Origin of the sequence: Subtercola sp. YIM 133946, assembly GCF_036553535.1 — a bacterium.
In the GTDB taxonomy this organism is placed as follows: Bacteria; Actinomycetota; Actinomycetes; order Actinomycetales; family Microbacteriaceae; genus Subtercola.
In genome coordinates this window covers 1-12,546 of sequence record NZ_JAZHPE010000028.1, presented here as the reverse complement: position 1 = coordinate 12,546, position 12,546 = coordinate 1, and the positions used below count along the sequence as shown (strand labels likewise).

Sequence of the window (12,546 nt, the reverse complement as noted above, 5' to 3'; positions counted from 1 at the left end):
ACACGCTGCCCTCCGTTAAAGCCGAAACACGCAGCTAAACTACCGCCACACCGTTCACTTTTCCAACGTCACAACGGCCCAGTTTTAGACCGTCGCCGACACAATGGATAGGAGAGTTCATGGCAAACGATAAAGAGCCGTCAGACCACTTAACACACGGGAGTTCCCCGCGTTGGATTGAGGAAGGCGCGAAGCCCAAGGCAGGCAGCAAACCAGCACAAGCCGTCAAGCCTCCAACCAGTGGGCCGTCCGGAGGTGCCGGTGACTCTGGGGCTCAATCGGATTAGGTAAGGGCCCACCTGCTCAGTCATTCGGACGAAGACCCTTCGGGTCATTTCGATCCTCACCGCCTGGAAGCGATTAGGAGCCGTCACTCGAAGTGTGTACTGCGGATTGGGCCCCGAGGTCAGCCGCCTTCGATAAGATTTCCCGCGAGGTGAGGGGACCGCTCAATTGACACCAACCAACGCTGCCGCTACCGAACTGACCGTTCTTGGGCAAAGCTTACAAAATCTCTACACGCAGTACTCGGGCGGGGCGTTCGTTGTAAACCGCCGCTATCAGCGCAAACTGGTGTGGGCTGTCGAAGAGAAGCAAGCACTTATCGACTCGGTGCGGAACAGCCTTCCGATTCCCCTGGTGCTGCTCGCGGAGAGTTCCGCGTCAAGTCAGCAGCAGCTTGAGATCATAGATGGGTTACAGCGGCTAAATGCTATTTTTTCGTTCATTGAAGACGAATTCCCCTACGAAGGTGCCTACTTCGACCTAGAGACCCTGGCTGACACGAAGCTCCGGCGCGATGAGGGCAGGCTGGTGCAGCGAGAACCGATTCTCGAACGAAAAACGTGTGTGGCGATCGTCAACTATCAGTTACCCATTTCGACCTATCGTTCTGCGACTGAGGAATCCGTGGACGAGGTGTTCCGTCGCATCAATTCATCCGGTCGAAAACTAAGCCTGCAAGAGATTCGCCAAGCTGGCGTCACCTCTGACCTTGCCACCCTCGTTCGTCGCATTAGCGCCAGCATCCGTGGAGACGCATCGCTATCGGAAACGCTTCCACTGTCGGAGATGCCCAAGATCAGCATCACTAACCGCGATCTCCCGTACGGCATCCCAAGCGACGAGGTGTTTTGGGTGAAAAACGGCATCCTTGATAAAGACGCCGTTCGGGAATCGCGCGATGAGGAACTTGTCCTTGACATGCTTCTCGACGTCATACTTGATCCGATTGCCGTTAGCGGGAGCGCCTATCGGAACTCCGCCTACGGCCGCGACGATAACGCCGCGGCATCTGAGAGCACCGTTGCTACTCGGATTAACTCCCTCGGCGTCGAGAACATCGAACGCAACTATGTCACTGCACTAGACATCATCAAGCAGACGATTGACCAGGCCGGTAAGCCCTGGGCGAGCTGGGTCATCACGCAGCAAAACCCTCGCGGCATTCCCCGATATTTCCACGCGATCTTCGTCTCGATTCATGAACTTCTGATGGAGGGAAACGAACTGAGTAACCTCGACGGTCTCACCAAAGTGCTCGACCATTTTTGGGACAAAGACCTGACGATTCCGGCTGGCGGCGGCAATTGGGGGACGAATCGAAAGCGCCCTCTTTTCGATTCGATCAAGGCAATTCTCAGACCATTCTTCAAGCGGAGTAACGATCCCGCCGCTTTACGCGCTCAACAGACCGCTACCGAGTTTGAGATTCAGATGCAGATGGCACTAACGGAGCATTCCCTGTTCGAGCTCAAGCAGGGATTTACTCGTCTCGATGAGTCGAGGGCGTTTGACGACATTGCGTTCGAATCAGTTCTTCGAACGGCCTCGGCGATGGCCAATCACGGTACCAATGCTGAGGGCTTCATTTTTTTCGGCATCGCGGACCGTCCTGAACACGCCGCGCGTATAGCAGAGCTCTACAACATTGCCCCACTCGGAGTTGGTGAATTTTTGGTGACGGGAACGGAACACGAGTTAACCGCTCTTGGCCGTAACCGAGATAAGCATATGCAGTGGCTGACGCAAAGAATTCGCGAGTCAAAACTCGATTCCGTTTTCGCGTCGCATCTCGCCGGTTCCCTAAGCGTGTTCGAATACAAGGGATACACGATTTGGTCTCTTCGACCGAGGGCCGGCGCTGCACCCGTTTCATGGGATGGCAAATTCCACGCGCGCGAAGGCAATTCAACTAACGAGCTTCAAGGCGCGGCAGTGACTGAGCTAATGCGACGGTTTTTGGCCAAACATTAGTCAAGGAGACTTGACTTGAATCTTTTTACCAATCGGCTCAGTCCGTTGGGCTGGCCGGGCTCGATCACCTGGTTTCGTCAGAACTTGGCCCGGCTCCAGCCGGACTACGCGGCTGCTGATCCGGCTGACCTGCTCCGTTGAGCGTCGGGTAATTGTGCGGAGTACGAACTGCGGTGCCCGCCGACTAAGACGCAACTCGGTAACGATCAAGCCGGGTCGTCTCCGCTACTCGTGATCGCCGAGTAGCACTCGCGGTTCATCACAGCGATGATGCTACGGTCGCCCTATCGCGCTGATAATGGACCTTATGACAAGTAATCGATGGGGGAGACTCGGAAACATGCGGAATTTGAATTCCGCCCGTGATATTCAAGTGCGCGCTTTTCATGTTCAAATTGGTACCTCATATACCCCGAACGCTCAGTCGTATCCCGCAGAACACTGGACGATCGGTGGCGCGGCACCCCTTTGCCCAACCAACCTAAGTGCTGTAACGGTCCGGCGACGCCCCCTCCCCCACCCGCTTCCCGCGGCATAATCGAGCACTTTTCAGCAATCACGGGCTAGACCCGGTCTTGACCGAGAAAAGGCTCTATTGTGCGGGAAGTCTCATTTTCAGCGGGGCTTATCTGGAACGATAGATGTCAGCACGGTGGTCCACGTGCACAATGAGGACTACCAGTCGTTCTTCTACGATCTCGTAGATAATCCGATACGGCCCTCGACGGGCACCCCATAACCCTTCGAGTTCGCGCTGCAAAGGCTTCCCTACCCGCCGCGGGTAGCGGGCGAGGTCGCCATAGACAAATTCGATAATCGCCGGCACTACCCGAGGCGGAACAGTGCGCAGGTCCCGGCGGGCCGTTCCGGCAAATTCGACCTCATACTGCGCGTCGTCAGTTGAGCTCACTTTGCGGTGCGACGGGGAACGTTGAACTCAGCCCGGATCTCATCCTCGCTGATCGTTCGCCCCTCAGCCAGCTCCCGGCGCGCTTCCGCGACGTCGTTGACGGTCCCAGACCGAGAGAGCCAGAACAACGTTTCCTGTAGCGACTCCCACTCGTCGGCACCGATAAGTACCGCTGCCGGCGACCCGTTCTTCGTGATCGTCACCTGCTCATGAGTGAGCGACACGGCGTCGACAAATTCGTTGAGTTTATCCTTGACTTTAGAAATCGGCAAAGTTTGCATGCTAACATTATAAGCCTTAATTGAGGCCTCAAGAAGGCTTATATTGAGGCTGATACGCGATATTACGTCAAGTAATCGCCAGAAGAGGCCCGGAAACAGGCGGATCTAAGGATTATCACCCTGCATCACCGGCCCCGCAGACCACCTGACGTGAGGCGCCCGCTAGCCAGCGTAGCTGCTCGTCAAGTGGCACTCTTCGACAATTGCCACGTCCAAAACGATACGGGTTCTGGTGCGAGAAACGTGCGCCTGATTGTGGCTGCTCCCCTAGGTTCCCGCCCGGGATAGTTGGCGTTTTCTCACTAGTGCTGTTCTCGGTTGTTGATCGAGCAAATGTCCCACGGTCTGTGGGACATTTGCTAGTTCTCGTCGAGAGCGGCGATGAGCTGAGCGGCGGAGGGCATCGACAGTTTCTCATCAGCTGGGAGGCTGTCGTACGTGTAGGTGCTCACTGCCATCGGTGACGTGGTTTGGCCGAGTGCGTACCGTACCGTCTGTGCGCTTTTGTCCCCGCAAATGAGGATCCCGACGGTGGGTGCGTGGTTGGCGCGACGAAGTTTGTCGTCGACGATCGCGACGTAGAAGCCGAGCTGGCCGGCGAAGGCTGGTTCGAAGCGTCCTTTTTTCAGTTCAACGACCACGTATCGCAGCTGCTCGACGTGAAAGAACAGTAAGTCGACGTAGAAGTCATCGCCGTCGACTTCGAAATGTACTTGCCTGCCGACGAACGCGAAGCCGGCGCCGAGCTCCGCGAGGGTCTGAGATATACGGTCCATCAGGGCTTGCTCGAACTCACGCTCAGCCGCTCCTTCGGCTATGTCGAGGAAGTCGAAAACGTATGGGTCTTTTGCCAGGTCGCGGGCGAGTGCCGAATCAGTTAGCGGAAGTCGGACGTCGAAATTGGATGGGGCTGCACCGGTGCGTTCAAGCGTTCTGTTCTTGATGTGATTGAGCAGTACGTCTCGTGACCAGCCATGCTCTGCCGCTTTAGCGGCATAGAGCTCACGGTCCGCGCGGTCGTCGAGTTTGTCGAAGAGAACACGAATATGGCCCCACGGCAAATGTCCCACAGCCTGTGGGACATTTGAGCTGTCAGGCCACTGGGTCGCGAATGCCCGCATGTATTGCAAGTTGCTTCTGGACAGGCCAGTCATCGTCGGGAAGGCCAACCGAAGGTCATCGGCGAGCTGTCCGATCACCCCGGAACCCCAGGGCTGGTACTGCTGTTCTACGACGATGGCGTGCCCGATTTCCCAATAAAGCGCGATCAACTCACGGTTTACCGTACGGACTGCCCGCGCTTGTGCGACCCGTACTCGGTCACCGAGTTCAGCCAGCAACCCCAGGTACCGATCTGGCAGCTCTACCGCGTCACGACTCATAGATTTAGCGTAGCCGGACGATCATCGTGCCACTGCGGAGGCGGACCGTGCCGCCCGTTAAGGCTGTGGGCGGTGTTATGGCTGGCGTATGCCCATGAGTCCGCGCGTCGGCTCGGCTGGTTCGGGGAACATCGCACCGTTTCGGATCACTTCAAGGTGCAGCCTGCAGACCGCGTACACCGTAAAGAGGCCATTGTCGTTGACGGTGAACTCGGACGCGGCTTCCACCGCGCAGTCACTAATCAGACACTGCGTGACTTCCATGACCCGAGACTAGCTCAGATAATAGCTCAGGTTGATTCGAACATATGTACCGGGTATCTGCTTAGGTCAAGTTTTCCGGTATCTTCACGGATATGGTCGAGCGTTTGGTCGGTGGGGTGGATTATCCGCACACGATTCTGGAGTTTCAGGATTGGTTCGCGACGGATGACGCGTGCATGAAGTTCTTAACGGGTCTGCGATGGCCGGATGGCTTCGTCTGCCCGAGGTGTGGCGTGAGCGGGCAGGCGTGGAAGATCGCGGGCGGCTTATGGATGTGTCGGGCCTGCGGACGACAGACAAGCGTGACAGCGGGCACGATCTTCGATCGGACCAGATCTCCGCTTCGGATGTGGTTTCACGCCGCGTGGTACATCACCTCGCAAAAAACTGGGGTCTCCGCGCAGGGCCTGCAGCGGGTGCTTGGGCTGCGGTCATATGAGACGGCGTGGGTGTGGATGCACAAGTTCCGTCGGGCGATGGTCGTGCCTGGCCGGGGGCTGCTGCAGGGTGTGGTCGAGCTTGACGAGACCTATGTGGGCGGTATCAGTCGCGGAAATGCGGGCCGCAGCAGCACAAAGGTGGGGGTAATGGTCGCTGCCGAGATGCTCGGCGTGAAGCGGCTGGGCCGAATACGGCTGGAGCCAAGCCCCGGCGATAGCTTGCAGCTGATCAGCTTCGCGCAGCGAGTCATCACCCCTGGCGCCTTGATCCGTACGGACGGAGCGCAAGAGCTCAAACGCCTCGCGAAGCTCGGATACGAGCACGAGCGCCATGTGGAAACCGGCTCTAGCGTCCCCGCCCACGTATCCCTCTACGGCGTGCATACCGTTGCCTCGCTACTCAAACGCTGGCTCGAAGGCACCCTGCACCAGGGAATCAGCAACGACCACCTGGGCTACTACCTCGACGAATTCACCTTCCGATTCAACCGTCGAACATCCCGCAGCCGAGGCCTACTGTTTTACCGCCTCCTCGAACATGCCATGCGCACCGACCCTGCGCCCCTGCCTACACTCATCGCCGCCAAGGGTGACGATCACGCTGACTTCACCTAAGCAAATAGCAAGATGTACTCAAATCGGCTCCTGCTCGACTGCCCTTGCCGTCTCGGTATCATGAGCGAATGATCGCTCTTCCCGCATCAGCACGAGCGCTCAGAGTGTTCCAAGTCATATGGGTAATCGGCTTTCTCGTTGGAACAACCACGCACACGGCGGATCTGATCGTCGGCGGATTAAACGCCTACAGCGCCTTTCCTCTCGGCGTCCGGCTGTTCTGGGTGACTCTAACGATCCTGGATCCGGCCACCGCTGCGCTTATCATCTTTCGACGGCGCTCCGGCATCGTGCTCGGCATCGCCGTGATCATCGCCGACATCGCCGTGAACTGGACCGTCTTCGCTACGGTCGGCGGACTCTCGTCCTTCGGGGTGATTAGTCAAAGCCTTTTTGCGGTGTTCATCTTTGTCACGGCTCGCTCCCTTTGGATAGGGTTCGGGCAATCTTCTCCACGAGAATGCACCAACCTGAACAGAGAGGCCTGATCGCACACGACTGCGAGACGGTCGACCAGGGCCGGGAGCGAGGAGAGTTGACTAACGCCGCCTGAGTCAGACAGCCATGGCGACAGGCGCCATCGTCGAAAAGTTCCGGAAGCTGAGTTGGCTCAGGAGTACTTTACCTAAGCAGATACCCGGTACATATGTTCTAGTCTTTGGTTGTGGGTCAATCTGAGCTGCGGTGCAGGCGGGAGTGCAGGCGCCTTACTTCGACGACGCCCACGACCGTGATGGCGAGTGCTATTGCTACGATCAGTGCCCAGCCGAGAATGTTGTACCACTGCCCGTGAAACGCGGCGTATGTGTTCTCGCCGGCGAGAGCGAACAGGAACAGGGCCGCCCCGCCCCAGACCATGACGTTCGCCGCCAGCGCGGTCTTTGCGAGGCTCCCGGATTTTCGCATGAGCCCACGATCTCACTGCGGGCTGCGAGTTGTCCACGGATACCGGGTCGGCTCTCACCTGGTGGAGCGTGACCGTTGGGGACGTCGAAACGGTACGCCGACTCGATCGACCGGCGGTCGCTTGCGAAGATGAATCTCCGCGACATGGTCGGCGAACCGGAAACGCTCTCGGTGTTCGAGCTGGATCTCGATAACGAGCTCGTCACGTACGATCCGAAACCGAAGAAGGCCCGCGCCTGGGTGAGGTACGCCGGCCGGCCGATGAAGGTCAACGTGTACGTCTTGGCTTGGACGGCCAACGCGATCCGGGTCCGATGGGTGAATGGCGAACAGACCCGGCAGGAGGCGTGGGTCTGGCTGCCGGCGGTCGAGAACACGCCCTGGGTCGAAATCTAAGACGCTCTCCCCCAAAGCCAGCGGCCGAAGCAGCGGCCCAACGGCTCCGCCGCTGCCCTCTTTCTCTGATCTGAGCCGCTTCGCGGCGCTGTAGCCGCCCCTGATCGGAGCTTGTTGATTTGGCCGTGAATCCTTCGGAAGCGTACGGGCCTGTCCGTTCCGTGCAAGCAGCTGCGCTGCCGGCTCCGCCGAGATTTCCGGCACGCGTTCATCCTTCGGGCTCTCTTATTTCGTGCCGGAATTCTCTCCCCCGCCGCCCTTCGGGTGGCGCTGCACGGCCTGTCCCTAGCGGCGGTGAACCGCCTTCACGGCAAAACAACGTGGAGGGGAGAAGGAGAACAGACCATGACCACCGAAATCGCCACCCGCACCAGCAAGACCCGCACCCCCGCCAAGACGGCTGAGGAGAAGAAAGCCCAAGCGGAGGCGCTGCACCAGTCGATCACCGATCAGGTCGAGACGTTGCATGATTCCGGCCGGTGGGAGGCATTTCTCGACTTCGCGCAGGCGTTCCACGCGTACTCCCTGAACAACGTCCTGCTGATCCTGTCGCAGATGCCCGAGGCATCTCAGGTGGCAGGTTTCCGGAAGTGGCAGACCCTGAACCGTCAGGTCCGGAAAGGCGAGAGGGGCATCCGCATTTTCGGGTACTCGACCAAGAAAGTGACCGAGAAAGACGCCAACGGCGACGAGGTAGAGAAAAAGATCTCCCGGTTCCCGATCCTGTCGGTATTCGATGTCAGCCAAACAGACCTCATCGACCCCGACCAGGGCGACCCCAGCACCCTCACCACGCTCCTCACGGGCGCCGATGATCACGGCATCGTCGACGCCCTCAGCTCCTACCTGATCGGTGAAGGCTGGACCGTCGAGCGTCGGTCCCTGCCAGGCAGCATAAACGGTGTCACCCGGCCTCAGGAGATGACGGTGGTTGTCGACTCTGGTCTGTCGCCGGAGGCGGCGGCGAAGACGATGATCCACGAGTGCGCGCACATCCTGTTGGGTCACATTGACGACTTGGCCGAGTACGCCCAGCACCGGGGCCTGATGGAGACCGAGGCCGAGAGCGTCGCCTACGTCGTCGCGGGAATGGTCGGGTTTGATACGTCGGCGTACTCGGTGGGCTATATCGCCGGATGGGCGAACGCCGACACCGACCTCATCAAATCGACCGCCGCCCGGGTGCTCCGCACCGCGCACCAGATCGCCGGAATCCTCACCCCAGAAGACGAAGCCACAGACGACCCCGACGACGAAACCTCTCGCGCCGCCTGACCTCACCACCGCAGGGGCGGCAGGATCGCTGCCCCCGCCCGAACCCGGAAGGGAAACACGATCATGATCATCACCTATCAGCGCCCCGACACGCTCGGCTACGCTCTCGACCCCGACGCCCCGGACGCCGCCCTGAGTGTCGACGGCTCCGAGTGCGGAGCCGAAACCATCGACACCGATGGGATCCAGTGGCGCTGCACCCGCGCACCACACCCCGGGCGGGACGAACACCCTGCCGCGTACGAAAGGGACGGCGACGGCCCCGACGGTGCCGTCGCGATCGCCTGGACCTACCAATACGCCGGCTGTGACCAGACCGGCGGAGACACCGACAACGCCGCCCCCGTACACACCATCACGGTCTCGTTCCCCGACCGGGCGATCGGCGTGAACGCCGAGAAGATCCGTGCCGCAATTCTCGACCTGTTCTGGGAAGGCGACGCCGACGACGTACAGATCATCGTCTCCACTTGAAGACGCGAGGCCGGAAATCAGCACGCCCGCCCGGAACACCGGGCGGGCGTCGTCATAGTTCCGATCATGACTGCAACAACGAAGCTTTCCCAGGCGCCGCGGAGTGCGATTAGTGGCCCAACGGCTTCGCCGCCGACTGTCTTGGCTGAGTGGAGCCGCTTCGCGGCGCTGGTTTCGCCCCTGGCCGGGGCTTGTTGTTGTGCCGTGAATCCTTCGGAAGCGTACGGGCCTGTCCGTTCCGCGCAAGCAGCCGTCGGCTGCCGGTTCCGCCGAGATTTCCGGCACGCGGTCGCTGCGCTTCCTCATTTCGTGCCGGAATTCTCTCCCCCGCCGCCCCTTCGGGTTGCACTGCACGGCCTGTCCCTAGCGGCGGTAAACCGCCTTCACGGCAAAACAACGAAAGGGAGAAAGAAAATGACTGATCAACTCACCGGGATCCGGATCGATAACGACGGGGTGCTGTCCACTGTCAGCATCTATGCCACCAACACCCACACCCGCCTGCTGGGCATGTACCAGCACATCGGCTGCACCACCGTCGACGTGATCGGGCTGGACGGCGGGATCGATGTGTGGGTGGACGACGAGGGCCTGTACACGCAGAACCCGAACCCGACACTGACTTTGATGCTTTGGCTCACCCGCCCGTTCCAGACGCACCTGTCAGGTCCCGGCCTGTTCCTCAGGTCGAACGAGGACGGCGACACCCAAGGTCTCACCCCGGAGCAGACCGCGACGGTCATCGAGTGGTGGCAGTTCGCGATCGCCATCGTCCCCGTCCAGTAACACCCCACCCCACAACAAAGGTCGGGAACCGAGATAACGCAAATATCTCGGTTCCCAACCGACACCAACCACACTACCAAGAAGGAAAATATCGTGACCAAGAACACCACCACCCCCGCCGACGCCACGAATGCCGACAGCGCCGCAGCCGACAGCACCGTTGCGCCGGACCTCGCCGCGAGCCTCGCAGCGGGCACCGTCACCATCGAAGCTGTCGGCCCGCAGCTGGTCGAGCTTGACCCCAACATCCGCACCAACCCCGTCCTGCCTCACGAGTTCGTGGACTCGATCCGCGCCGAAGGGGTCCGCGAACCGGTCCTCGCCCGTCGCGGTGAGGACGGCATCACCTACGTCTACGACGGACAGCGCCGACTGCTCGCCGCCCGTCAAGCAGGCCTCACGTCGATGCTTGCCGTGTTCGGTATCGCCGACACCACCGGCACCGAATCAGGTCGGATCCTTGATCAGCTGCGCACCTTCGCCCGCGCAGAACTCACCCTCACCGACCGGATCGCCGCATATGAGCAACTGGCCCTTAACGGGATCAGCGTGGAGAAGATCGCGAAATCTGCTGGAACCGACAAAGCCACCGTCACCGGGGCCCTCAGCATCGGTCAGAGCACGGCGGCCACGCAGTACGCCGGTTATGGCACGGTGTCGTTTGACCGGTTGCTGCTGATCGCGGAGTTCGACGGCGACGAGGACGCCATCGCCGCCATCACCGACTGCGACGACGAAGACCTCAACTTCGTTGCGCAGGAATGCCGCGATGAAACCGCCCGCCAAGCCCGACAGATAGAGGTCGTGACCGCTCTCGAGGCAGACGGGCTGACCGTTGTTACGAAGTGGGATTACTCGACCATGGCGCACCTGTCCCGCCTCACGGACGCCGCTGACGACGACACCGAACGGCCTTCGTTGGATGCGGAGGCGCACACGGGGTGTGAGGGTCATGCCGTGTTCGTGACGGTGAACGGGCTCGGCGAGGACGACACCGAAACGGTGCCGCTTTGCACCAAGCCGGACCTGCACCAGCCCATCTATCGCGGCTACCGCCAGCAGGTGACAGCGCCGATTGAGCTGTCGGAGGAAGAAGCCGACGCCCAGGCGGAAGCGAAGCGTGTGGAACGTCGAACGCTGATCGCGAATAACAAGGCGTGGGACACCACCCTGTTGACTGAACTTCACAGGTGCCGCTCTGTGGTGCTCGGGACGGGTGGCTAACATGGACGATGTACGACAGCAATTATTTGAGGGCCGGATCGGGCTTTTCGGTCTTGGCGGTGTTCAGAAGCGATCGACCGGCGTTTTACCGTTCGTGGTCGTCGACGCGGCGGAACACGAAATTCCAGAGTTCTCGCTGTACCTGACCGACCTGGTCTTGACGGACATGAGTGCTCTGACCATTCGCTCGTATAGCAATGACCTACTGCGCTGGTGGCGGCTATTGCAAATGCTCGGCACCCCGTGGGATGTCGCCGGCCGGGCTGAGGTCGAGGTGATGGTCGGTTGGATGCGTTCCGCGGCGAACCCGCAACGCCGCGCCGATTACACCCGGTCAGGCAACCTGAGGACGGGTAAGCGCCCGTTAGCGGCTGGTTACGCACCGGCCACGATCAATCACGCACTCTCAGTGGTCTCGTCGTTCTATTCGTTTCACGCCCAGTTCGGCCGCGGCCCCGTCGTGAACCCGGTACCAGAAAGCACCGGTCGACGCGCGAAGCTGGGGCATCGCAGCCCGATGGAGCCGGTGCCTGGGTATCGGCGTGCTGTTTTGCGGCAAAAGGAGACGGTACTGATGCCGAGGTCGATCCCTGACGGCATGGTCGATGAACTGCTCGGGGCTCTGCGAACAAGCCGCGACCGGGCTCTCGTGTCGTTGTATCTGTCCACTGCGGCGCGGGCGAGTGAACTGCTTGGCGTGCACGGCAGCCAGGTCGATTGGGCTAGGCAGCGGCTATGGGTTGTCTCGAAAGGCTCCCGCATCCTCGAGCCGGTCCCGGCGTCACCCGAAGCGCTGCGATATCTCGCGGCGTACTTTCACGAGCACGGCACCCCGCAACCGGAGGAGCTGATCTGGCGAACAGTGCACGGCCAGGTCCGCCCGTTGAACTACCATGCTGCACGTCGGATCCTGCAGCGCGCGAACGCGATGCTGGGCACGGATTGGTCGTTGCATGATGTGCGCCACACGACCATCGCCCGGATGGTGTCGGATCCGAACCTCACCCTGCCGGAGGTGATGTCTGTCACGAGGCACCGCCAGGAGTCGTCGATGAGTCCGTACCTGCGGCCGCGCATCGATGAGGTGTTCGAAAAGGTCCAGGAACATTTCGCCGCCCCGACAGCAGTTCGCACGTTGACGCCGGGATACAACGCGGACGACTTCTCGGCGGTGTTCGATGGTTGACCTCCGCCCGCACACCCGTCAGCGCCCTCTCGTGCCCGAAGCAGCCGCTATGTCGGCGACGGTCTAAAACTGGGCCGTTGTGACGTTCGAAAAGTGAACGGTGTGGCGGTAGTTTAGCTGCGTGTTTCGGCTTTAACGGAGGGCAGCGTGT

General features: G+C 60.4%; 14 protein-coding genes. 9 read left to right on the top strand and 5 right to left on the bottom strand.

Annotated elements, in window-relative coordinates; genetic code table 11:
- Nucleotides 1-453 precede the first annotated feature (453 nt).
- Complete coding sequence (locus tag V3W46_RS10690) at nt 454-2,256, top strand: DUF262 domain-containing protein (RefSeq protein ID WP_331783101.1); 1,803 nt, start codon at nt 454-456, stop codon at nt 2,254-2,256.
- A gap of 625 nt (nt 2,257-2,881) precedes the next feature.
- On the opposite strand, the gene V3W46_RS10685 is transcribed toward V3W46_RS10690, so the two are convergent.
- From V3W46_RS10685 to V3W46_RS10670, 4 genes are all read right to left on the bottom strand, one after another.
- Nucleotides 2,882-3,166 carry a type II toxin-antitoxin system RelE family toxin gene (locus V3W46_RS10685; protein WP_331783100.1) on the bottom strand — a complete coding sequence of 95 codons (285 nt, stop codon included), beginning with the start codon at nt 3,164-3,166 and terminating at the stop codon, nt 2,882-2,884.
- A complete protein-coding gene (locus tag V3W46_RS10680; RefSeq protein WP_331783099.1) occupies nt 3,163-3,447 on the bottom strand; it encodes a type II toxin-antitoxin system Phd/YefM family antitoxin in 285 nt (94 codons plus the stop codon). Before V3W46_RS10680 ends, V3W46_RS10685 begins: the two co-directional genes overlap by 4 nt.
- Nucleotides 3,448-3,806: 359 nt before the next feature.
- Entirely contained in the window at nt 3,807-4,829 is a 1,023-nt protein-coding gene (locus V3W46_RS10675; protein ID WP_331783098.1) for a PDDEXK nuclease domain-containing protein, read from the bottom strand.
- A gap of 75 nt (nt 4,830-4,904) precedes the next feature.
- The gene (locus V3W46_RS10670; RefSeq protein WP_331783097.1) at nt 4,905-5,093 is read right to left on the bottom strand and encodes a hypothetical protein; all 189 of its coding nucleotides are present in this window, start codon (nt 5,091-5,093) and stop codon (nt 4,905-4,907) included.
- 92 nt (nt 5,094-5,185) lie between these two features.
- On the opposite strand from V3W46_RS10670, the gene V3W46_RS10665 reads away from it, so the two are divergent.
- Both V3W46_RS10665 and V3W46_RS10660 read left to right on the top strand, forming a co-directional pair.
- Nucleotides 5,186-6,148 carry an IS1595 family transposase gene (locus V3W46_RS10665; protein ID WP_331783096.1) on the top strand — a complete coding sequence of 321 codons (963 nt, stop codon included), beginning with the start codon at nt 5,186-5,188 and terminating at the stop codon, nt 6,146-6,148.
- A 68-nt stretch (nt 6,149-6,216) separates the two neighbouring features.
- Entirely contained in the window at nt 6,217-6,636 is a 420-nt protein-coding gene (locus V3W46_RS10660) for a hypothetical protein (RefSeq protein WP_331783095.1), read from the top strand.
- Nucleotides 6,637-6,817: 181 nt separating this feature from the next.
- Here V3W46_RS10660 and V3W46_RS10655 read toward each other — a convergent pair whose 3' ends face one another.
- Complete coding sequence (locus V3W46_RS10655; RefSeq protein WP_331783094.1) at nt 6,818-7,054, bottom strand: hypothetical protein; 237 nt, start codon at nt 7,052-7,054, stop codon at nt 6,818-6,820.
- A gap of 129 nt (nt 7,055-7,183) precedes the next feature.
- Between V3W46_RS10655 and V3W46_RS10650 the strand changes: the two genes are divergently transcribed.
- The 6 genes from V3W46_RS10650 (at nt 7,184) to V3W46_RS10625 (ending at nt 12,395) form a co-directional block, all read left to right on the top strand.
- Nucleotides 7,184-7,450, top strand: a complete 267-nt coding sequence (locus tag V3W46_RS10650) for a hypothetical protein (protein ID WP_331783093.1) — start codon at nt 7,184-7,186, stop codon at nt 7,448-7,450.
- Between the two features lie 345 nt (nt 7,451-7,795).
- Entirely contained in the window at nt 7,796-8,725 is a 930-nt protein-coding gene (locus tag V3W46_RS10645) for an ArdC family protein (RefSeq protein WP_331783092.1), read from the top strand.
- A 63-nt stretch (nt 8,726-8,788) separates the two neighbouring features.
- Nucleotides 8,789-9,199, top strand: coding sequence for a hypothetical protein (locus V3W46_RS10640; RefSeq protein WP_331783091.1), 411 nt, complete (start codon nt 8,789-8,791; stop codon nt 9,197-9,199).
- 414 nt (nt 9,200-9,613) lie between these two features.
- Entirely contained in the window at nt 9,614-9,985 is a 372-nt protein-coding gene (locus V3W46_RS10635) for a DUF3846 domain-containing protein (protein ID WP_331783090.1), read from the top strand.
- Between the two features lie 93 nt (nt 9,986-10,078).
- Entirely contained in the window at nt 10,079-11,209 is a 1,131-nt protein-coding gene (locus V3W46_RS10630) for a ParB/RepB/Spo0J family partition protein (RefSeq protein WP_331783089.1), read from the top strand.
- A 1-nt stretch (nt 11,210) separates the two neighbouring features.
- Nucleotides 11,211-12,395, top strand: coding sequence for a tyrosine-type recombinase/integrase (locus V3W46_RS10625; RefSeq protein WP_331783088.1), 1,185 nt, complete (start codon nt 11,211-11,213; stop codon nt 12,393-12,395).
- The last annotated feature ends 151 nt before the right edge of the window (nt 12,396-12,546 follow it).